Here is a 21,939-nt window from a genome sequence, read left to right as displayed (position 1 = left end):
GAACTCACAGAGCAACAACAACCACCAAGGAGTCTCAATGAAACGCCATCTGCTGTTTGCTGCATTGTTTGCTTCGTTTGCCACGCTGAGCGCTGCGCCGGCTTTCGCTCGCGATACGGTCAGCTACTTTCCGGTCGAGCAGGCCTTGCAAAGCGAACCGGGCAAAGTGAGCGAAGACATCGGGCTGTATTTCGCGGGCCAGCGCCATCCGGCTGTCGTGAAGACGATAGGCGAATTCGCCACCAACAAGAAGACCAACGCGTTCGGCAAGAGCGATTTGCAAGCCTGCCAGCACGTGTTTCTCTCCGCGGTGATCGAGTTGCAGGAACGCGCGCGCAAGGAAGGCGGCAACGCCGTGATCAACATCAAGAGCAACTACAAGAACGAATTGCGTGAGAGCGCCACCGAGTACACTTGCGGCGCCGGCGCGGTGGTTGCCGGCGTCGCGTTGACGGGCGAAGTGGTGACGCTGCGCAAGTAAGAATGGGTCCGCGCAAATCAGCGCGGAGAAGTGCGCATGCGCGCGAGGTAAGCAGGAAGGCGGTGTACGCCGCCTTGCGCTGTTTTATCGCATCAGGCGCGTGCCTTGCTGCGCATTAACTGGCTTTGACCGCCGCGACATTGACCAGCGTTTCGCGACGCTTGCCGGGTTGCGGATGAGACAGCCCGAGCCGTTCGAACAAACCGAAGTCTTTCGCGCGGCTCCACCAGAGATAGGGCAGGGACACGTTGCGGTCGCTGAAGTGAAAGCCGCCGCGCCGGATCATGTCGAGGTAGCCGTCGGCGCTCTTTTGCACGTGCATCGGATGACGGAACAGCAGCCGGATCACCCACGATTTGATGTACGCGTCGGTGGATTCGGCGAATAGCAACACGCCGCCCGGTTTGAGCACGCGGTGGAACTCGGCGAGCGCGCGGTCCTGCTCGACGAGGTGGTGGAAAGTTTGATGGCAGAACACGATATCGGCGCTTGCGTCGGGCAGCGGCAGTTTCGCGCAGTCGCCGTGCAGCAGTTCGATATCCGCCAGCTTGTCACGGCAGGCGCTCGCGGCCTGAGCGGCAAGCGCCAGCGACGGCTCGTGGAAGTCGATGCCGACAAGGCGGCGCGGCTTGAACGCCTGCGCGAGCAGACGGAAGGAAATGCCCTGGCCGCAGCCGACGTCGACGATCACCGGCGCCTCGGGCAAGGGCGTATCGATCAGGCGTTTGAGGTCGTTGATCGCGACCCGCAGCACATGGTGTTCCCAGGTATAGGTACGCAGGAACCAGATCCCGAAAGCCGTTTCCGGCACGAAAGGCACACTGGATGTTTCGGATGGCGACACGCTGGGCTCCCCGCGAAATGGCGTCTTGCTGTACCCGCCCTGAAGACATCCTTCGAGGCGTTAAAGCGTAGTTGTAACGAGACGTAAGGATGCAGCGAAACGCTGCTCCGGGCAAGCCAAACGATTGAGGCAATTTTGAGTACACATTCTTCAAAGCGCACGACAGTCGATGTCGTGATCATCGGCGCCGGGCCGGCGGGCGCGGTTGCGGCGGCCTTGCTGCGCAAGACCGGGCGCTCCGTGCTGGTGCTGGAACGCCAGCACTTCCCGCGCTTTTCCATCGGCGAGAGCCTGCTGCCGCAAAGCATGGCCTATCTCGAAGAGGCCGGCATGCTGCAGGCCGTAGTCGAAGCGGGCTTCCAGTACAAGAATGGCGCGCATTTCGTGTATCGCGACCAGTCGTCGGCGTTCGACTTCCGCGACAAGCACTCCCCGGGCTGGGGCACCACCTACCAGGTCGAACGCGCGGTATTCGACGACATTCTGATCCGCTGCGCGGCGGAGCAGGGCGCCGAGGTGCGCTTCGGCCACGCGGTGCGCGCGGTTCATACCGGCGCCATACCTTTGGTCGATGTGATCGACGAAGCGGATCACGCGTATCAGATCGAAGCGCGTTTCGTGTTCGACGCAAGCGGCTTCGGCCGCGTGTTGCCGCGCCTGCTGAACCTCGAAGCGCCGACGCGCATGCCCACGCGCGCCGCGATCTTCACGCACGTGCAGGACGGCATTCCATTCGGCGTGACCGACCGCAACAAGATTTGCGTGGCGACGCACCCGGAGCACCGCGACGTGTGGTTCTGGATGATTCCGCTGGCGGGCGGACGTTCGTCGGCGGGGTGTGTCGCCGAGGCGAGTTTTCTCGACGTGCCGGATGCGGAGCGCGACGCGAAGCTGCGCGCGCTGATCCAGCAGGAGCCGACGCTGAATCGTTTGATCGGCAACGCGCCGTTCCTGATGCCGGTCCGCCACATCGGCGGCTATGCGGCGAACGTGGAGCGTCTGCATGGGCCGGGTTACGCGCTGCTCGGCAATGCGGGCGAGTTTCTCGATCCGGTGTTTTCGTCCGGCGTGACGATTGCGTTGCGCTCGGCGCATCTCGCGGTGGAAACCTTGAATCGTCAACTGGACGGCGAACAGGTCGACTGGTCGGCCGCTTACGACGTGCCGTTGCGCAAGGGCATCGATACGTTCCGCGCTTTTGTGGAGCGCTGGTATTCGGGTGCGTTGCAGGACATTATTTTCTATCCGGAGCAGACGCCGTCGATTCGCCGCATGATCAGTTCGGTGCTGGCGGGTTATGCGTGGGATGAGTCGAACCCATATGTCGCCGATCCGGTGCGGCGGTTGAATGCGTTGCATGAGGTGTGCATGCAGCAGCGTTGATAAGGCTGTGCGGCGCGGGCTGCACGGTAGGCACGAATTAGGCACGAATTAGGCACGAATTAGGCACGAATTAGGCACGAATTAGGCACGAATAAAAACGGCGCTTCGTTATCGAAGCGCCGTTTTTTGCGTATGAATCGAAAACAACTGTTAACGAATAATTTCAGGATGAGCGTCGATCCTTAGCATTGGACTTCCATCAAAAGAAGGAGACACGCGAATGCCTGCATATGATCGATTCAGCGCTGCCAACTATGTTAACTCCCACGCAGCACCGATGAGCACGGGACACTGCGCGAGGTTCGTGCGGTTGGCGATAGAGAGAGGCGGAATCGTCATTGAGCGAACACGCGACGCGAAAGACTATGGACAATCTTTGATCAGCGCCGGGTTTTATGAAGTCAATTTCGCCTACCTTCAAAAGGGAGACGTCGTTGTGATTCAGCCAATTGCAAACCATCCCGCGGGGCACATGGCAATGTTCGATGGGCAAATCTGGGTGTCGGACTTCAAGCAATATTACGGGCTCTACCCGAACCAGCAATACCGGACTGCTCAGCCGCCATACAAAATCTACCGCCACAACTGAACAGAGATCATGAAAAAATATCTGGCAGTGTTAAGCCTCGTCCTAAGCATGGTGCTTGGCGTGCTTTTTCACCCGGTGGCTATGGCGCACGGAGACCCGGTCACGCCTGAGGCAAGTGCGACAGCTTTTTACACGTGGTACATCAAGCGCGATTCGGAAAATCGAGGTTTTCCCTTGTTGGATAAAGAAATCTATCGATACGTGGCAAAGCCGACGGTCGATTTCTTGCGCGCGGAGTACAAAGCAAACAAGTTCGCTGGAGACAGCGATCCGTTCACGAAAGTTCAGGATTACGACGAGAAGGACTGGGCCGCACACATTGAAGCGCGCCCAGCCCTGATGTTCGGCGATACTGCTGTTGTTCCGGTCGTCCTTGGACGTGACACCAAGGCCACGCTTCAGACGGTCTTGGCGTTTATGCGAAAACAACCTGACGGTCAGTGGAAAGTCATCAAAGTCGACGACCTCGGCGGTTACGAATAGCTATTCCGGGTGGTGAGCGCGTAGACCACGGCTAACTGCGCTATCAGGGGCATAGACCAATAAAAACGGCGCTTCGTTATCGAAGCGCCGTTTCATCATTCAGCCGCGTCAATCAAGCAGATCAAGCCGCGATCCTCGCTGCGCCCGATGATGCAGCCTGCCGCGCATCATCACGACGGTGCACGCGCTTGCCGGCCACATACGTCTCATAGATCGCGCGATCGTCGCCGAGCAGCGCGAACGCGAACAGCAACTCTTCCAGCGTTTCAGTGCGCGCGGTGCGGCGCGCGAGCAGCGGCGTTGCGCTCGGATCGAGCACGACAAAGTCCGCTTCCGACTTCGGCTTCAGCGTGCCGACCTTGTCCGCCAGATCGAGCGCTTCGGCCGCGCCGGCGGTAGCGAGGTAGAACATGCGCGTGGCCGTCAGATGATGGCCGCCCAGCCGCGCCACCTTGTGCGCCTCGTTCATGGTCTGCAGCATCGAGAACGACGTGCCGCCGCCGACGTCCGTGGCCAGTGCGACCGGCATGCCGGCGGCATCGGCCTTGTCGAAATCGAACAGGCCGCTGCCGAGGAACAGGTTCGAGGTCGGGCAATGCGAGGCGACTGTGCCGGTTTGCGCCATGCGCTTGCGGTCTTCCTCGTCGAGGTGGATGCAGTGGCCGTACACGGCGCGACGGCGCAGCAGACCGTAGTGATCGTAGATGTCCAGATAGCTGCGGTGGCCCGGGAACAGATCGGCGACCCATTTCACTTCGTCGTGATTTTCCGCGACGTGGCTCTGGATGAAGATGTCCGGGTTCTTGCCCGCCAGCACGCCACACGCTTCCAGTTGCGCTTCGGTCGAAGTCGGCGCGAAACGCGGCGTGAGCGCGTACATCTGGCGGCCGCGATTGTGCCAGCGGCCGATCAACTCGGCGCTGTCGTCATAGCCCGATTGCGCGGTGTCGCGCAGGAATTCGGGGCAGTTGCGGTCCATCAGCACCTTGCCGGCCACCATGCGCAGATTGCGCGCTTCGCTCTCGGTGAAAAGCGCGTCGGCCGATTCCTTATGGACTGTGCAATACACGAGCGCGGTGGTCGTGCCGCACGCCAGCAGTTCGTCGACGAAGAAGCTCGCGGTGTCGCGCGCGTAGGCCGGATCGGTGAAGCGGCGCTCGGTCGGGAACGTGTACGTTTCGAGCCACGGCAACAAACCCGGCGCCGGCGAGGCAATCATGTCCGTCTGCGGATAGTGAATGTGCGTATCGATGAAACCCGGCACGATCAGCTTGTCGCGCATTTCCTGCACTTGCGTACCGGGCGCGAGTTGCGGCGCGAGGGCGGCATACGCGCCCGCCGCAACGACATGACCGTCTTCGACGATCAACAAACCGTCTTCGTTGAAGACCGCCGCGTTGGGCGATTGCGCGGGATCGCCGTTGAAGGTCAGCAATTGCGCGCGGAATGCCGCTTGGGCCGATTGGGCTGCTTTTGCCGGGTTGGCAGATTGAGTCATGGAAAAACCGTCTCCGATTGTGGAAAGCTGCACAGTCCGGACGACGGTTAACACCTCGGCTCACTCATGAGCCCGTGCCGCCGCCGGCTGCGATATCTCGGCCCGTCAGTGCGGACCGCTTGGGTGCCAGTGCGCGTCGAGCTTCGCGATCAGTTCGCTGCGTTGCTCGGGCGTGACGAACGACGCTTCGAAGCTGTTGCGGATGATCGTGTAGACCTCGGCATCGTTGAGCTTCAACGCGTCGATGGTGGCGAAATAATTGGCGTTCACGTAGCCGCCGAAGTAAGCGGGATCGTCGGAATTCACCGTGACGGCCACGCCGCGATCGAGCAGGTCCTTCAGCGTGTGCTTGGTCAGGTCGTCGAACACGCACAGCTTCAGGTTCGACAGCGGGCACACGGTCAGCGCGACGCGTGAATCGGCCAGACGCGTGACGAGTGCCGGATCTTCGATGCTGCGCACGCCGTGATCGACGCGGTCCACTTTCAGCAGATCGAGCGCTTCATAGATATACGAGGGCGGGCCTTCTTCGCCGGCGTGCGCCACGAGTTTGAGGCCGAGCGCGCGGGCTTTCGCGAAAACGCGCTCGAACTTTGAAGGCGGATGGCCGCGTTCCGACGAATCGAGACCGACGCCGATCAGGCGATGCTTGTATTGCTCGAACAACGGCCGCGCTTCTTCGAAGGTGGCGAGCGCGTCTTCTTCGGACAGATGGCGCAGGAAGCACAGAATCAGCTTGCTCGTCATGCCGCGCTTTTCTGCGTCGGCGAGTGCGCGTTCGATGCCCGCCACGACGGTCGCGATCGGCACGCCGCGTTCGGTGTGCGTCTGCGGGTCGAAGAAGATTTCGCTGTGAATCACGTTGTCGGCGAGGCAGCGCTCGACATAGGCCATCGTCATGTCGTAGAAGTCCTGCTCGTGCAGCAGCACGCTCGCGCCCGCATAGTAGATGTCGAGGAACGATTGCAGATCGGTGAACGCGTATGCGGCGCGCAGGGCGTCGATCGAGTCGTACGCGAGCTTCACGCCGTTGCGCTCGGCGAGCGCGAAAATCAGTTCGGGTTCGAGCGAACCTTCAATATGGATGTGCAACTCGGCCTTCGGTGCCAGCGCGGTTTTTTCGGCCAGCGGCGTGGGGGTAACAGTCGTTGTAGTCATGGTCGGTCAGGAGTTTGTTGAATCGCTTTTGGAGTCTTCGCGCGCCGGATGCGTGAGCGTTGTGTCGAACACGCGCCGCTCATCAAACCGTCTGCGTGGCGTGATGCACGCCCGCGTTCTGCTCGACGGCCTGAAGCACCTGCGCCGCCGCCGAGATCGCGATGATCTCCGGCGACTTGTCGACGATGCCGTCCACGCCGAGCGGGCACTTCATCCGCGCGATCAGCGACGGATCGATCCCGCGCGCGGCCAGCCGGTGTTCGAACTGCTTGCGCTTGCTATGCGAGCCGATCATGCCGAAGAACGCGAAGTCGCCACGCCGCAGAATGCGCTCGGCCAGTTCGAGATCGAGCGCATGGTTGTGCGTCATCACGATGAAGTACGTATTCGGCGCGGCCTGGTCGATGGCTTCGTCGGGGGCGTCGTTCGGGTCGATCTTCACGTTCGGCGCATGCAGCGTTTCGGCGGGCGGAAATTGCGCGTCGCGTTCGTCGACCCAGCGAACCGCGCACGGCAGCGTGGCGAGCACGCGAACCAGCGCGGCGCCCACGTGGCCGGCGCCGAACAGCACGACCGAGAAGTCGCCTGGCGCGATGGTTTCGGTGAGCAGCGCGCCGCTGTCGTCGAAACCGGCGCCGTCCCACAGCAGGCAGTCGGCGGCGTCGACGCCCGGCTCGGGGTCGGACAGCATCACCGCATCCGGTGCGGGGCCGAATGATACGCTACGCACCGTCGACTGGCCCGCGGCCACGCGCTTCGCGAGCGTCGTGATCCAGCCGAGGTCGCCCACATCGAGCCGCTCGAATGCGAGAATCACCGCGCCGCCGCAGCATTGGCCGAGACTCGGGCCGAGCGCGAAACGCTCCAGCCGGCGCATATGCGGTGAGCGCATGCCGTCGCGCAGCACCTGGCGCGCGGTCTCGATCGCCTTCCATTCGAGGTGTCCGCCGCCAATGGTATGTTTCGCCGAATCGCGCGTGACGATCATCTTGGTGCCGGCTTCGCGAGGCGCCGAACCTTCGACGCGCGCGACCGTCACCAGCACGGCGGCGTCACCGTGCGCGAGCAGTTGTTGCAGGTCAGGCAGCCAGGCTTGCATCCGGCGTTCTCCATGCGTGGCCGCGCGGGGTGTCCGTGCGGCTGGTTGAGTGTGGCCTGGCGCGTTCGTGTCGCGTCAGGCCGTGGGGTTATCTTTTCACGCGGTCGTGTCGGTCGTCGCGGGTTCCGTTGCCGGCGGGGGCGCGGACGGCGGCTGCAAGGCGTCCAATGCGTCGAGAATCGCTTCGGGCGTGGCCGGCGCGCGCAACTGCGGCGCCTCCTGCGCATCCGGCACCGCGGCCGCGATCGCGTCGCGAATCGCCAGAAACACCGAGAATGGCAACAGCAACGGCGGCTCGCCGACGGCCTTCGAGCGGAACACGGTCGGCTCGGCGTTGCGGTTCTGATAGAGCTGCACGTGGAACGCGGCGGGCGTGTCGCTGACCGCGGGAATCTTGTAGGTGGACGGCGCGTGCGTCATCAGGCGGCCGTCACGGTTCCACCAGAGTTCTTCGGTGGTGAGCCAGCCCATGCCCTGAATGAAGCCGCCTTCCACCTGACCGATGTCGATGGCCGGATTGATCGATTGCCCGGCGTCGTGCAGCACGTCCGCTCGCACCAGTTTCCATTCGCCGGTCAGCGTATCGATCACGACTTCCGAGACCGCCGCACCATACGCGAAGTAATAAAACGGGTGACCGGTCAGCGTTTTCGCATCCCAATGCACTTTCGGCGTGGTGTAGAAACCGTCCGACCACAACTGCACGCGCGCCAGATACGCGGCGCCGACCAGCTGTTCGAACGGCATCGCGCCACCGTTCACCGACACTTCGCCGTTGGCGAATTGCACGTCGTTCGCCGTGCCGCCGAGTTGTTTGGCGACGAGTTCAGCGAGCCGCGCGCGAATCGTTTTTGCCGCGGCTTCGGCCGCTTTGCCGTTCAGATCGCTGCCGGTGGAAGCCGCGGTTGCCGACGTGTTCGCGATCTTGGAAGTATCGGTTGCCGTGACCCGCACGCGCGAGAGCGGCAAGCCGAACTCGTTGGCGACCACTTGCGCGACTTTGGTGTTGAGCCCTTGGCCCATTTCCGTGCCGCCATGATTGACGAGCACCGAGCCGTCTTTGTACACGTGCACCAGCGCGCCAGCCTGATTCAGAAACGGCACGTTGAACGAAATGCCGAACTTCACCGGCGAAAACGCGATGCCGCGCTTGAGCACCGGACTGCCTGCATTGAACGCCGCGATCGCTTTGCGGCGCGCGCGATAGTCGCTGGTGCCGAGCAGTTCATCGGTCAGCGGCGCGATGATGTTGTCCTCGACGCGCTGTCCGTACGGCGTCGTATCGCGCTCGCCGATGCCGTAGTAGTTGGCGAGGCGCACGTCGAGCGGATCGCAGTTCAACTGACGCGCGATGCTGTCGAGCATCACTTCCATCACGAGCGCGCCTTGCGGACCGCCGAAGCCGCGAAACGCGGTATTCGATTGCGTGTTGGTCTTGCAGCACAGCGCGACGATGTCGACATCGGACAGGTAGTACGCGTTGTCGAAATGGCAGACGGCGCGCGTGGCGACCGCGCCGGAGAGATCAGCGGAATAGCCCGCGCGCAACGCGATTTCGACGCGCGCGCCGAGAATGCGACCGCTGTCGTCGAAGCCGGCTTCGTACGCGTAGACCGCGTCGTGGCGCTTGCCGGTGATCATGAAATCGTCGTCGCGGTCGGCGCGCAGTTTGACCGGGCGGCGCAGCAGTTTCGCGGCGAGTGCGGCCACGCAGGCGAACACTGCCGATTGCGATTCCTTGCCGCCGAAGCCGCCGCCCATGCGGCGGCATTCGCACACCACATTGTGCTGCGGCCAGTCGAGCATATGCGCGACCACCTGCTGCATCTCGCTCGGGTGCTGCGTCGAACTGTAGACGAGCATGCCGTCCAGTTCCTTCGGCACCGCGTATGCAATCTGGCCTTCCAGATAGAACTGTTCCTGCCCGCCGACTTCGAACGTGCCGCTGATCCGGTTCGGCGCTGCGGCAATCTTTGCATCCGGCTCGCCGCGTTTCAGATGCAGCGGCGGCAGCACGAACTGCTTCGCGGCTTTGGCCTCGGCGGGTGTGAGGATGGCTTCGAGCGGTTCGTAGCGGATCACGTCGTCGCTCTTTGCGAGCGCGGCGGCACGGCGGGCGAGGTCATGGCTTTCGGCGATCACGGCGAACACCGGTTGGCCGAGGTACAGCACGTCATCGACGGCGAGAATCGGGTCGTCGTGCAGCACCGGGCCGCAATTGTTCTCGCCGGGGATGTCTTCCGCGGTCAGCACGGCGATCACGCCCGGTGCTTTCCTGACCGCGTCCAGATCCATCGACACGATCCGCGCATGCGCATGCCGCGACAGGCCGAGCGCCGCGTGCAGCGTGCCTTGCAGTTCGGGCACGTCGTCCGTGTAGGTCGCTTCGCCGCTCACGTGCAGCGCGGCCGATTCATGCGGCAGCGACACGCCGATGGCCGCGTCGCTTGCGTGTGCGACGTGCCTCGCGGCATGTTCGACAAAAGCATCGGTACGGTTCATCACGACGGCTCCTTCGCAACGGCGGCGTCCGGCGCGCCGGCTTCGAACGCGAACGCATTCACGTCGAAGAGCGCGAGCGGCGCGTCATCGCGCGTTTCGAGGTGGAAGCGCCAAAGCACGTTGCGCGCCACCTTCAGTCGATACGCGCTCGACGCGCGCATGTCGGTGAGCGGCTGGTAATCGGCGACGAGCGCATTCATGGCTTGCCGCGCGGTGCTTTCGTCCCAGCTTGCGCCATTCAGCACGGCTTCGGTCTGCGCGGCCCGCTTCGGCGTGGCCGCCATGCCGCCGAACGCGATGCGGGCTTGCTGAATCACGCCGTCTTCGCCGAGGTGCAGCGCGAACGCCGCGCAAACGGCCGAGATGTCCTGGTCGTAGCGCTTCGACACCTTGTAGGTGCGAAAGCGCAGATTGCCGGCCGGCCGCGGCACGCGCAGCGCCGCGACGAATTCGCCGGCCGCGAGCGCGGTCTTCTGGTAGCCGAGGTAAAAGGCGTCGAGCGGCAGCGTGCGCGTTTTTGGGCCGTGACGCAGCACGACTTCGGCGCCGAGCGCGAGCAGCGCCGGCATCGAATCGCCGATCGGCGAGCCGTTCGCGACGTTGCCGCCAAGCGTGCCGGCATTGCGGATCGGTAGCGACGCGAAACGCGTCCACAGTTCGGCGAGTTCGGGGTAGTCGACGGCGAGTGCCGCATACGCCTCTTCGAGCGTGACGGCGGCGCCGATCGTCAGCGTCTGCGCATCGCGCTCGATCGTCTTCAATTCGGCGACGTTGCCGATGTACAGAATGTCGCCGAGATCGCGGAATTGCTTGGTGACCCACAGGCCCACGTCGGTGCTCCCGGCCAGCAGTCGCGCGTGCGGATGGTCGGCGCGGAGTCTGGCGAACGCATCGACCGAGATCGGCGCATAAAAGGTGGGTGAACCGAACGCGGCGCCGCGCGTGTCGGGCGCACAATAATCGAAGGTGTCGCGCCGTTGCAGTTCGCGCAGGTGATCCGCGACGGCCTTGCGGTCGAGCGTCACGCGCGGGTATTGCGGATAGTCAAACATTTTCTGCGACGCGTCGACGATCGGCCGGTAGCCGGTGCAGCGGCACAGATTGCCGGAGAGCGCGGCGTTGATCTCATCGCGGGTGGGCAGGCCGGCGGCGGCCGGCTGGTTTTCATACAGCGCCCACATCGACATCACGAAACCGGGCGTGCAGAAGCCGCACTGCGAACCGTGGCAATCGACCATGGCCTGTTGCACGGGGTGCAGGGCGCCGTCGGCGGCGCGCAGGTCTTCGACGGTGAAGAGCGCCTTGCCATCGAGCGTCGGCAGGAACTGGATGCAGGCATTGACCGCTTTCAGCGCGAGGCCACCGTGCGCGTCCAGTTCGCCGATGACCACCGTGCAGGCGCCGCAGTCGCCTTCCGCGCAGCCTTCTTTCGTGCCGGTGCAATGCAGATCTTCGCGCAGGTGCTGAAGCACGGTGCGCGACGCAGGCACGCCCTCAACCTCACGGACGGACCCCTGGTGATAAAAGCGGATGGTTTGCGTTGTCATGGCGAATCCGAAAGACAGTGCGGACCGGGCGCGCGTTACGCATGGGGTCGCGCCGAAGCCGGCCTCGCGCACGTAGATCGCCATCCAGTTCCGAAGATAGCATTACCTTGTCCCAAAAAGATTTCCCATCTCGCATGAAGCTTATTCGGATGCGGTCATGAGATAAGTACGATTCGCGCCAGGGCGGGAAGTTGCGTGAGCCGGCGGAAGTCTGAAAGCCAGACGGGATGGGGCGTTTCGGGGGAAAGAGATGGTCTGGCGGGCCAGAAACGGCGTGGCTTGGGGACGAAAAAAAGCCGGATTTCGCGCCGTCGCGTTCGGCGGCACAAAATCCGGCTTTAGTCGTTCAGGGTGGTGAACGCGGGGCGGCAGAACGCCGGTCAGGCAATCCGGCGGCGGTTGCGAACCAGCGTCAGCGCCAAGGGGATGAAAGCGACCACGAACGCGACCAGCGACCATTGCGGCAGCGTCAGGCCCAGGATGGGCGGATAGGCCGTCTCACACAGCCCGGCAACCTTGAACACGCCCGGCAGCCAGTGCGCGGGCGGCAAACTGTCGACCAACGGCTGCAGTGCGTCGAAGCCACAGCTAAAGCCCGGATTCGCCTGAACATACACATGACGCGCGGCCGTGACGATGCCGGCCAGCGCCGACAAGGCCGCCAGCACTTCCAGCAGACGCACGCCGCGCCAGTGGTTGAAACGCGCGCCGAGGAACGCGAAGATCGCGATCAGCAGGAAGAAATACCGTTGGATGATGCACAACGGGCACGGGTCTTCGTGCAGAAAATACTGCAGATACAGCGCGCCGCCCACGAGGGCAACGCAGATCAGGCCAAGCAGAACCAGCAGGGAGCGCTCGCGGCGCAGCATTGCAGTGTCGTTATTCATGGATCGTGTGGCTGTCTCGAAACGGAAAGGGCGGGTGCCCGCGATTCTAGCGCGAACCCCCGCCCTGCCGCTTATCCTGCTTTTACGGCGTATTTCCCGATCGAGCGCGTTGGCGTTGCTCGGTCAGCGAATCGCCTTGAGCACCGCTTCGGCGCCGCGGCCGATGGCTAGCAGCGCGTCGTCGGCGTGCGGCGCGCCGGCCAGCATCAGGCCGACCGGCGCGTCGCCGCGCAGATGGCACGGCAGCGATAGCGCGCAGGTGTCGAGGAAGTTGAACACGCTCGGGTTGCGCAGGATCAAGGCGTTGGTGCGGCCGAAGGCGTCATCGTCGTCGACCAGATCGGCGACGCGCGGCGGCACCACCGGCACCGTGGGCGCGACGACCGCGTCGAAACGTTGCCACAGCGTGCGGGCGGCTTCGGCCAACATCGCCTCGCGTTCGGCGAGCAGGTCCAGATAGTCGGCGGCGCTGGCCGGCTGGCCCTTCAGAATGCGCACCAGCACACGCGGATCATATTGCTCGCGATGCTTTTCCAGCAACGGACGATGCCACGCGTACGCTTCGATCGGCGAGAACCCGAAGCGGTTGATCTCAGGCAAACGGTCGAGCGGCGCGAACCGCACTTCGCTGACGATCGCACCAGCCGCTTCCAGATGCTTGAGCGCCGTGTCGATTGCCGCGGCGACCGCCGGCTCGACGCCGTCGGTAACGAAATTGGTGAGCACACCGAGGCGCACGCCTTCCAGCGGCCGGGCGGCCGGAATGCGCGGCTCGAGCCCGGCCAGCATGCGGTCCACCAGCGCGCAGCACGCCACCGAAACGCCGATCGGCCCGAACGAATCGAGGGTCGTCGAAAGCGGCACGCCGCCCTGTTTGGGAATCCGGTCGGCGGTCGGTTTGAAGCCGGTCAGGCCGCACAGGGCAGCCGGAATGCGGATCGAGCCGCCGGTGTCGGTGCCGAGCGCAACGGCCGCCATGCCGTCCGCAACGGAAGCCGCCGCGCCCGACGACGAGCCGCCCGAAATCCGCTCATCGCCTTTCACACCGCGCTGGTACGGTGACAGCGGATTGCCGTAGTGCGGGTTCAGGCCAAGTCCGGAAAACGCGAACTCGCTCATATTGGTCCGGCCGACGAGCACCGCGCCCGCCCGCTTCAAACGCGCGACCGCGACGGCGTCCGCCTTGGCGGCGGGGGCGTCGGCGAGCACGGTGGAACCGGCGCGGGTCGGCTGGCCTTCAATATCGAACAGGTCTTTGACCGACACCGGAATCCCTGCGAGCGGCGAGAGGAGGGTGCCGGCGGCGCGCAGACGGTCATGCGCGTCGGCGGCGGTGCGAGCGCTGTCGGCGTCGACATGCATGAAGACGGCGGCGCCCTGGCCGGCCGGATCGGCGATCCGTTCGAGCGCGGTCTCGACAAGCGCGCGGCTCGTGGTGCGTCCGGCGGCGAGGTCGGCGGCAAGCTGGGCTAGCGGCGGAAAGGGCGTGAATTCAGTGGCCATGATGTCGGTAGAAATCCGGTTGAACCGGGCGAAGCCGGTCGTTGGGCTAAATGCGTGAGCCTGGATGGGCGGGCTCGAATGCGCTCGATCAGATGCGACTAATCAGATGCGGTTGAAAAGCGTGGCGCGGAACGCTTCGATATGTTTTTGCACGGATTGGCGCGCGCCTTCGGCGTCGCGTTCGCGCAGCAGGCCAAACAGTTCGAGATGTTCCTCGTGCACGTCCTCCAGATGATGCGGCTCGGACAGCGAAATGAACCAGAAGCGCAGCGAGCGCTCATGCAGCCCGCGCAGGATGTCGGCGAGCACCGGGTTGCGCGAGGCGGCCGAAATCGCCAGATGAAACTCGCGGTCGATATCCATCATGCCTTCGATATCGTGCGCGGCGACGCACACGGCCGAGCGGTCCAGCAGCGCCTGCATCGCGTCATAGTCGTGCTGTTGCGCGTGGCGTGCGGCCAGTTCGACGCAGTAGCTTTCGTTCACGAGACGCACGTCGATGATCGCCAGCACGTCGTCGAGCGAAACCGGGCGGACCATGATGCCCTTGCGCGGCATGATGGTCAGCATGCCTTCGTGCACCAGCCGATGCAGCGCCTGATGAACCGGCGTCCTGCCGATGCCGGTCAGCGCCATCAGTTCCGCTTCGTTGAGCACCTCGCTCGGCCGCAGGCGCATGGTGATGATCTCGCGCTTGACGAACGCATACGCCTGCTCGGCGAGACTCGCGGCGGCGGTCGCGCGGGCGGGCGTGGAAGGGCGGGCGGTCTGCAAAAGCGTCATGTGAAGTGGCAGCGGACAATGTCGTCCGCATTGTAGAGCAAGGTTTTGCGCGCGCGACGCGGGCCGGCTGCGCGCCGCGGCTGGTGGGCGATCAGCCCGCGCTCTCCAGACGCGGCGCGCATGGAACGCGGTCCCGCGCTCGCTTTCGTTTCGCACGACGCGCGTATTCTCCGCAGGCGCGTCGCCAGATCGCGTCCATCGCCGTCTGTCAGGCGCGGCTCGGCGCGACCGCCGCCGCATGCTGCACCTTGACGCGCGGCATCATCAGCGTAACCAGCCCGCCGACGATCAGCGCCCCCGCGATCAACACAAGCCCGAACGTCACGCTCTGCGTCGCGTCCTTGACGATGCCGAGCACATACGGGCTCACATACCCCGCGAGATTCGCAATCGAGTTGATCACCGCGATTCCGGCGACCGCGGCCGTGCCTTGCAGGAAGGTTGTCGACATCGACCAGAAAATGCCGAAGCCCGCGAGAATGCCGATGTACGCGATCGACAAACCGGTGACGGCGAGCGGAATGGAGTTGGTTACCGAGGCGCTGCCGAGCAAACCCGCCGCGCCGATGAAGCAGCACACGGCGTAGTGCCAGCGCCGCTCGCCGGTGATGTCCGACGAGCGCCCGATCAGGATCATGCCGATGCCCGCCGCGAGATACGGAATTGCCGTGACGAAACCGTTGGTGACGAGGTTCGTCACGCCGAGATCCTTGACGATCTGCGGCAGCCAGAACGAAAAGCCCGCATTGCCGGTGACGAGGCAGAAATAGATCAGCGTGAGCAGCCAGAAGCGGCCCGAGCGCAACGCCACGGCGAGGCTATGCTCGGCGCCGGCCGCTGCGGCCGCGCTGTTTTCCCGCGCAAGACGGCCGAGAATCACGCGCTTTTCCTCCTCGCTCAACCAGGCGGCTTCGGCGGGCGTGTTGCGCAACACGGCGAGCGCCCAGAAGCCGGCGAGGATCGACGGAATGCCTTCGATCAGGAACATCCACTGCCAGCCGCGCAAGCCGTGCGCTTCATGCAGCGCCGACATCAGAAAGCCCGACAACGGCGCGCCGATGATGCCGGCCACCGGAATCGCCGCCATGAACACGGCGACCATGCGCGCGCGGCGGTCCGACGGAAACCAGAAGGTCAGATAGAGCACCACGCCCGGCACCAGCCCGGCTTCGGCGACGCCCAGGAAAAAGCGCAGCATGTAGAACATCGTTTCCGTACGTACGAACATCATCAGACACGACAGCAGGCCCCACAGCATCGTGATGCGGGCGATCGTGGCGCGCGCGCCGAACTTCTTCAGCAGCAGATTGCTCGGCACTTCGAACACGAAGTAGCCGAAGAAAAAGATCCCCGCGCCGAGTCCGTACGCCGCGTTCGACAAGCCGAGGTCGCCGGTGAACTGCAGCTTCGCATAACCGATGTTGACGCGGTCCAGATACGACAGCACGTAGACGAGAAACAGGAACGGCATGATGCGCCAGGTGATTTTGCGCAGGGCGGCGGCTTCGAGCCAGGCGTCGGAAGACGCGTCGGCGGCGGATAGCGAAGGGGAGCTCATGAATGCCTCATTCGACGATAGGTAGCGCGCGCACGCGATAGGCGTGGCGCAGCGTGCGGTTCAGGATGGGATCGTGCAATTCGAGTTCGAGCGCATCGCCGTCGGCCATGCCGACGATGCCGCCCTGTACCGCCAGCGTGCCGCAGAACATCGCCGCGCCTTGCGCGAGCGGCGCGCGCGTGAGCAGATCGGCGGCCGGCAGCAGCGATGCCACGCTGCCCTGCTGATAGACGCGACGCTCGCCGGTGCGGGTGACTGCGAAGGCGCGTAGCTCAAGCTGGTCCCAGTGGCCGGCCACATCGTCGAAACGCCAGGCGTCGCGCGCCAAGGGTTTCGGGCAGACCTGTTTGGAGACGGTCACGCCGTAGGCCTCGACTTCGCGGTCGGTGTGATCCGAACCCACGGTGACGAGCAAGCCCGTCTTTGTCTGCACCAGCACGCATTCGGCTTCGCCGCTCGACTTCACGCCGACCACGTCGATCAGCTCGGCCTGTGTCAGCAGTTCCGCGCCGAGGCGGTAAAAGCACGGCGTGGTGGACGGCCGCTTCACGCCGAGTTCAGCCAGTTCGGCGATGTGATGCTCGATCGCGGCCTGATCGCGCCCAGCCCAGCCGGCAATGGTCAGGCGATTCACCTCGGCGATCGCGGCGCAGCTACCGCCGGAACGGTCTACAACATTGAAGGACACCTGCTGCATTACTCAACTCCAGAGAAAATATTCTGCAAATATTATTGTGATATTTCACAGGAGTCCAGCACGCCAAAAACATTCTTGCGGACGCCGCGGGTGAGGGGCGCGGCTTGCCGCCAATGCCATTTCTTCGAGCGCCGACGTGCGGCGGGGTGCCGCGTTCCTTTGCTAAACTGCGTTTTCAATATTACTTTTTGTAAGGGACGTATCCATGCACCATGGCATCGGCTTCATTCAGGACCTGGCGGTCGTGATGGCGCTCGCCGGCGTCGTCACCGTGCTGTTCCATCGCCTGAAACAGCCGGTGGTGCTCGGCTACATCGCGGCCGGCGTGATCATCGGGCCGTACACGCCGCCGTTCCAGTTGATCCACGACGAGCAGACCATCCAGACGCTCGGCGAACTCGGCGTGGTGTTCCTGATGTTTTCGCTCGGCCTCGAATTCAGTCTGCGCAAACTCTTCAAGGTCGGCGCGACGGCGATCGTCGCGGCGCTCTCCGAGATCGTGCTGATGCTATGGATCGGCTACGAGATCGGCAGCGCGTTCGGCTGGAGTTCGATGGATTCGCTGTTCCTCGGTGCGATCCTCGCGATCTCGTCGACCACCATCATCGTCAAGGCGCTCTCCGAACTGGGCCTGAAGCGCGAGAGTTTCGCTCAACTGGTGTTCGGCATTCTGATCGTCGAGGACATTCTCGCCATCGCCATGCTGGTGCTGCTGTCGGGCATTGCGCAGACGGGGCAGTTGAGCGCGGGCGTCGCCGTGGTCACGCTCGGCAAGCTGCTGCTGTTCATGACGGTGTCGCTGGTGGTCGGCATTCTGGTCGTGCCACGCGCGTTGAACTACGTGGCGCGCGCGAAGAGCGACGAGATGCTGCTCGTCTCCGTGCTGGGCTTCTGCTTCGGTTTTTGTCTGCTGGTCGTGAAGCTCGACTACAGCATCGCGCTCGGCGCGTTCCTGATCGGCGCGATCATGGCCGAATCGCGCCATCTGCATCGGATCGAGCATCTGATCGCGCCGCTGCGCGACGCCTTTTCCGCGATCTTCTTCGTGACGATCGGGTTGATGCTGAACCCGGCCGTGCTGGTCGACTACGCATGGCCGATCGCGGTGATCACGGTGGCGGTGATCGTCGGCAAGATCGTGTCGTGCGGGCTCGGCACCTTTCTCGCCGGTAAGGACGGCCGCACGGCGATGCGTGTCGGCATGACCGTTTCGCAGATCGGCGAGTTCTCGTTCATCATCGCGTCGCTCGGCTTGACGCTGAAGGTGACCAGCGCGTTTCTATATCCGATCGCGGTGGCGGTGTCGGCGTTGACCACGTTGTTCACGCCGTATCTGATCCGCGCGGCCGATCCGCTGACGCAGCGCCTCGGTCACGCCATGCCGCGCACGCTCGCGAACGTATTCGGCATGTACGGGCAATGGTTGCGCAGCTTGAGCACGGGAAGCGGCGAACCCACGCTGTTCAGCATGACGCGGCGGATCATTTTGCAGATCGCCGTCAATCTGGCGCTGGTCGCCGCGATATTTTTGATCGTGACGTATAGCGCGCCTTATACCAGTGCGTGGCTCGCACATTGGGTGAGTTCGGAGCCGATGCAACGCGTGGTGCTATGGAGCGTCGCGCTGGTCGTGTCGCTGCCGTTTCTCGTCGCCGTGTATCGCAAGCTCAAGTCGCTTGCCTTGCTGCTTGCCGAGGTCAGCGTGCAACCGGCGACGGCGGGGCGCTTCACGAGCGCGATCCGCTACACGATCTCCGATCTGGTGCCGGTGGTCTCGATGGTCGGCGTGTTTCTGCTGGTCGCGGCGCTTTCGGGCGGCATTCTGCCGCCGACCGGCCTGCTCGGCGCGGTGCTGGTTTGCGCCGCATTACTGCTCGCGCTGGTGTGGCGCTGGTGCGTGAAAATCCACGCGGCCATGCAGATCGCCTTGCGTGAGACGTTCGAAGAGCAGCCGGATCCTTGAGTCAGACTTGCCTCGCGGTTCTCCGGGCCGAACTCCGCGGGGCGCCCGCGACAATGTGAGCAATTGTGTGCGGGTTTGCGGCGCTTGGCTCGCTAGCGGATAATCAGGGCATATTCATTCGTTCGCGTGGAAGGCGCCTGTCTGACTGTCATGAGCGAAAACAAACCTGAAAATGCCGGCAAGCCCGGCAACCCCACGCCGCCTTCGGTGTCGCCCGCGCCGTCCGGCATTACGCCCGGTGCGTCGACAGCCGGCTCCGTGCCGCCCGATCCGGCGGCCTCGCTACCCCTCTCGCACGAAGATGCCATCCAGTCGCCGATCAAGGATGTGACGCCGCCGGATGTTTCATCCACGCCCACGCCGGCTGTGGTCACCGCGACGCCGGCTGCCGAGGAGGCCGCCGTGCGATCGTCGACGGACGATCCCGACAGCGCGTCGGCGGTCACGCCCGCCGATCCGCACACGGCGCGGCAACGCGACGCGGCGGAAGCACGCAGCGCGGCCGCGGCATCCACCGCGAAGCAGGAAGCGGCAGTTCATGAACGGGACGCGCGGCGTGCCGGCGTTCATGCGATGAGACCGTCGCCAACTGTCGGCAGTGATCCCGCGGACGGCGAGCTGGTGAGCTCCGTCGAAGACGTTACAGTGAACGAAGAGATTCCGGCTTCCACCGAGCGCCGGGCGGGCTCGCCGCCGCCCGGTTTCGGCGCGGCGCCCGACTTCACCGCGTCCAACCCGCCGCCGCCCAACGCCTTGCCGCCGTCGCCGCCGCGCTATCTGAAGCACAACGATTCGGCGTGGACCGTGTTCGGCCGCATCGTCGCGGCGCGTGCGCGCCAGATTTTCGATCGCGCGGGCCAGCGGATCACGCAGCGCACGCTGCGCATCGGCGTGTCGGCGCGTATCTTCCATCCCGAGCCGGGTGCGAAGGGATTGCGCGGCAAGACCTTGCAGTATCTCGAGGAATCGATCGCGCACTGGGTGATGTCGCGCGACGTGCTGGTGTTCATGATTCCGACGGTCGGTCATCAGGGCATGCTGCATCCGAGCAATATCCGTTTGCGCGACTACGCGAAGCATCTCGACGGCCTGCTGCTGCAAGGCGGCGCCGACGTCTCGCCGCAGTCCTACGCGGAACAGGCGACCAGCCACGAATGGCCGGGCGACCGCGTGCGCGACATGTACGAACTCGAACTGCTGCATGAGTTCGTCGAGTCGGGCAAGCCGGTGCTCGGCGTGTGCCGCGGCTGTCAACTGATCAACGTGGCGTTCGGCGGCACGTTGTATCAGGACATCGCCACCGATGTGCCGACGGCGGCCACGCACGTCAACGAGAACTACGATCAGCATCGGCACGGCATTCATTTCCCGGACGGTTCGACGCTCGCCAACATGTTCCCGGGCCGGCGCGATGCGATCGTCAACTCGATTCACCACCAGGCGGTCAAGACGCTTGGCCGCGATCTCAATATCGAAGCGGTGTCGGCGTCGGACGGCATCATCGAAGCCGTGCGCTACCGGCGCGCGCCGTTCGTGATGGGCGTGCAATGGCATCCTGAGTTTCATCGCGCGGGCGGGCCGGAGTTGCTCGACTGCACGCCGTTGCTCGATACATTCCTGCGTGTGGCGCGCGAGACAAGGTTTTAAGACGCGCTGGCTGGCGAGGCGGGTTCGCTCGCTGAGCAGGTCGTTGGTTGGAGGCGCACCGCTGCGGTTGGCAACGGTGCGCCTCTTGTGTTTTTCCCCTGCTGTTTTACCGATTTGTTTCTCGCTCGACTCTCGCATCGGCCTGCCGATGCATACGGCAGTACGAGTTCTTTGAAGTCGCAGACATCCTGTTGCCGAGATAGATAATCAGGAATGCGAGTTTTTTCTTGATCGAACTGTGCGCATCTTGCTGCCGGCGCTCTATCTCCATATTTGCGCATCCGCTTACGGCTGAGTTCGTGCAACCGTCACGCAAATTAAAAGTCATTCGCACGAGGCGGAACGTCGCATTTTCGTCGTATCCGGATACGTTTATTTCGCGACGGGCGCGGCGACTTGATCAAATCATTCGTCAGCCGTTTATCTCGATTTAAAGTCCGTCGGCGTGACGTTTGAATGCTTCGCTTAACGGCGAATCCGCGCGATAATCTGCGGCTGTTTTGGATTCGCATGGAGCATGCACGTATGAAGTATCCCTTATTAATACGGCGCGCCATGCTGCTCGCGACCTCGTGTGCGCTATTGCAGCAGGGCGGTTTCGTGCTGGCCGCGCAAGGCGACGAGGCCGCGCCGGTGGTCGGTACACGGCCAGCCATCAATACCCTGACGCCGCAGCCTGTCGCCGAGGCGCTGCGCAACGCGGCATCAACCGCGTCGGCCACGTCGCCTACGGCCGGCGATGCGCAAGGCAATGTCGCCGAACTGATGCAGATGATTCACGACGCGAAGCTCAGCGAACTGCGCACCACGTATAACGGCAGTTATGGCGCCAGTCTGTTTTTCCATCCGCGGGAAATGACGTACTACGTCGCGTTATTTCAGGACAAGCATTTCTGGCGTGTGATCAAGTCCGAGGACATGGCGCGCGCGGAAGCGATCTATGCGGGCTTTGCCCAGCAGACGGCGCAACTCGCGGATGTCGAGATACGCCGTACACAGTTGCAGGCGCAGAAGGCGTACATCGAAGACGTGATTGCAATGTCCGAAGATCGCGCGAAACGTTTGCAGGCCGATCTTGAAGTGGCTCGCACGCAGCAGGCCAAGGTCAACGACTATCAGCGTCAAACGCAAGGCGAAGCGGCTACGCTGCACGCGGAAAAGGAAAGGGCGCAAGCGCAACTGCGCCAGGTGCAGGGCGAAGTGCTGCAACTTCAGCGGCAAACCGAAATGGGATTGCCGATTCAGAAGTAAGATTCAGAAGTAAATGTATGAACGTAAAAAAGCCCGGCCAATTCGTGGATGAATTGGCCGGGC

The 21,939-nt window shown here is 63.6% G+C and carries 18 protein-coding genes; 7 read left to right on the top strand and 11 right to left on the bottom strand.

Annotated features, from left to right (window positions below; translation table 11 throughout):
* Window positions 1-37: 37 nt before the first annotated feature.
* Window positions 38-481, top strand: coding sequence for an excinuclease ABC subunit A (locus B0G81_RS20875; protein WP_116118055.1), 444 nt, complete (start codon window positions 38-40; stop codon window positions 479-481).
* Between the two features lie 115 nt (window positions 482-596).
* Here the strand turns inward: B0G81_RS20875 and B0G81_RS20870 are convergent, their stop codons facing one another.
* Window positions 597-1,325: a class I SAM-dependent methyltransferase gene (locus B0G81_RS20870; protein WP_134138193.1), complete on the bottom strand. Its 729-nt coding sequence runs from the start codon at window positions 1,323-1,325 to the stop codon at window positions 597-599.
* A 135-nt stretch (window positions 1,326-1,460) separates the two neighbouring features.
* Here B0G81_RS20870 and B0G81_RS20865 point away from each other — a divergent pair, with 135 nt between their 5' ends.
* The 3 genes from B0G81_RS20865 (at window position 1,461) to B0G81_RS20855 (ending at window position 3,780) form a co-directional block, all read left to right on the top strand.
* On the top strand, window positions 1,461-2,708 hold the full coding sequence (locus B0G81_RS20865) for an NAD(P)/FAD-dependent oxidoreductase (protein WP_134138192.1): 1,248 nt from the start codon (window positions 1,461-1,463) through the stop codon (window positions 2,706-2,708).
* Window positions 2,709-2,928: 220 nt separating this feature from the next.
* On the top strand, window positions 2,929-3,297 hold the full coding sequence (locus tag B0G81_RS20860; RefSeq protein WP_134138191.1) for a CHAP domain-containing protein: 369 nt from the start codon (window positions 2,929-2,931) through the stop codon (window positions 3,295-3,297).
* 9 nt (window positions 3,298-3,306) lie between these two features.
* A complete protein-coding gene (locus B0G81_RS20855; protein ID WP_134138190.1) occupies window positions 3,307-3,780 on the top strand; it encodes a DUF3828 domain-containing protein in 474 nt (157 codons plus the stop codon).
* A 121-nt stretch (window positions 3,781-3,901) separates the two neighbouring features.
* Here the strand turns inward: B0G81_RS20855 and guaD are convergent, their stop codons facing one another.
* The 10 genes from guaD to B0G81_RS20805 form a co-directional block, all read right to left on the bottom strand.
* Window positions 3,902-5,278 (bottom strand): guanine deaminase, encoded by a 1,377-nt coding sequence (guaD, locus tag B0G81_RS20850; protein WP_134138189.1) that lies wholly within the window; start codon window positions 5,276-5,278, stop codon window positions 3,902-3,904.
* 105 nt (window positions 5,279-5,383) lie between these two features.
* The gene (locus B0G81_RS20845) at window positions 5,384-6,436 is read right to left on the bottom strand and encodes an adenosine deaminase (protein WP_106283296.1); all 1,053 of its coding nucleotides are present in this window, start codon (window positions 6,434-6,436) and stop codon (window positions 5,384-5,386) included.
* Window positions 6,437-6,518: 82 nt separating this feature from the next.
* Window positions 6,519-7,535: a xanthine dehydrogenase accessory protein XdhC gene (gene xdhC / locus B0G81_RS20840; RefSeq protein WP_106283295.1), complete on the bottom strand. Its 1,017-nt coding sequence runs from the start codon at window positions 7,533-7,535 to the stop codon at window positions 6,519-6,521.
* A gap of 96 nt (window positions 7,536-7,631) precedes the next feature.
* Window positions 7,632-10,037 (bottom strand): xanthine dehydrogenase molybdopterin binding subunit, encoded by a 2,406-nt coding sequence (gene xdhB / locus B0G81_RS20835; protein WP_134138188.1) that lies wholly within the window; start codon window positions 10,035-10,037, stop codon window positions 7,632-7,634.
* On the bottom strand, window positions 10,037-11,584 hold the full coding sequence (xdhA, locus tag B0G81_RS20830) for a xanthine dehydrogenase small subunit (protein WP_208328546.1): 1,548 nt from the start codon (window positions 11,582-11,584) through the stop codon (window positions 10,037-10,039). The genes xdhB and xdhA overlap by 1 nt, the downstream gene beginning before the upstream one ends.
* A gap of 380 nt (window positions 11,585-11,964) precedes the next feature.
* Window positions 11,965-12,474 carry a disulfide bond formation protein B gene (locus B0G81_RS20825; protein ID WP_106283292.1) on the bottom strand — a complete coding sequence of 170 codons (510 nt, stop codon included), beginning with the start codon at window positions 12,472-12,474 and terminating at the stop codon, window positions 11,965-11,967.
* Window positions 12,475-12,597: 123 nt separating this feature from the next.
* On the bottom strand, window positions 12,598-13,977 hold the full coding sequence (locus B0G81_RS20820; RefSeq protein ID WP_134138186.1) for an amidase: 1,380 nt from the start codon (window positions 13,975-13,977) through the stop codon (window positions 12,598-12,600).
* Between the two features lie 102 nt (window positions 13,978-14,079).
* The gene (locus tag B0G81_RS20815) at window positions 14,080-14,760 is read right to left on the bottom strand and encodes a GntR family transcriptional regulator (protein WP_134138185.1); all 681 of its coding nucleotides are present in this window, start codon (window positions 14,758-14,760) and stop codon (window positions 14,080-14,082) included.
* 208 nt (window positions 14,761-14,968) lie between these two features.
* Window positions 14,969-16,318, bottom strand: a complete 1,350-nt coding sequence (locus B0G81_RS20810; protein ID WP_134138184.1) for an MFS transporter — start codon at window positions 16,316-16,318, stop codon at window positions 14,969-14,971.
* A 7-nt stretch (window positions 16,319-16,325) separates the two neighbouring features.
* Entirely contained in the window at window positions 16,326-17,015 is a 690-nt protein-coding gene (locus tag B0G81_RS20805) for a DUF2848 domain-containing protein (protein WP_134138183.1), read from the bottom strand.
* A 205-nt stretch (window positions 17,016-17,220) separates the two neighbouring features.
* Here B0G81_RS20805 and B0G81_RS20800 point away from each other — a divergent pair, with 205 nt between their 5' ends.
* The 3 genes from B0G81_RS20800 (at window position 17,221) to B0G81_RS20790 (ending at window position 21,876) form a co-directional block, all read left to right on the top strand.
* Window positions 17,221-18,978, top strand: coding sequence for a cation:proton antiporter (locus tag B0G81_RS20800; protein WP_134138182.1), 1,758 nt, complete (start codon window positions 17,221-17,223; stop codon window positions 18,976-18,978).
* A gap of 150 nt (window positions 18,979-19,128) precedes the next feature.
* The gene (locus B0G81_RS20795; RefSeq protein ID WP_134138181.1) at window positions 19,129-20,625 is read left to right on the top strand and encodes a type 1 glutamine amidotransferase; all 1,497 of its coding nucleotides are present in this window, start codon (window positions 19,129-19,131) and stop codon (window positions 20,623-20,625) included.
* A 525-nt stretch (window positions 20,626-21,150) separates the two neighbouring features.
* Entirely contained in the window at window positions 21,151-21,876 is a 726-nt protein-coding gene (locus B0G81_RS20790; RefSeq protein WP_134138180.1) for a DUF2968 domain-containing protein, read from the top strand.
* Window positions 21,877-21,939: the final 63 nt, after the last annotated feature.

This window comes from Paraburkholderia sp. BL6665CI2N2, from assembly GCF_004366535.1.
Taxonomy (GTDB): Bacteria; Pseudomonadota; Gammaproteobacteria; order Burkholderiales; family Burkholderiaceae; genus Paraburkholderia.
The sequence above is the reverse complement of the archived record's forward strand: the minus strand, read 5'-3'. Positions and strand labels throughout refer to the sequence as shown.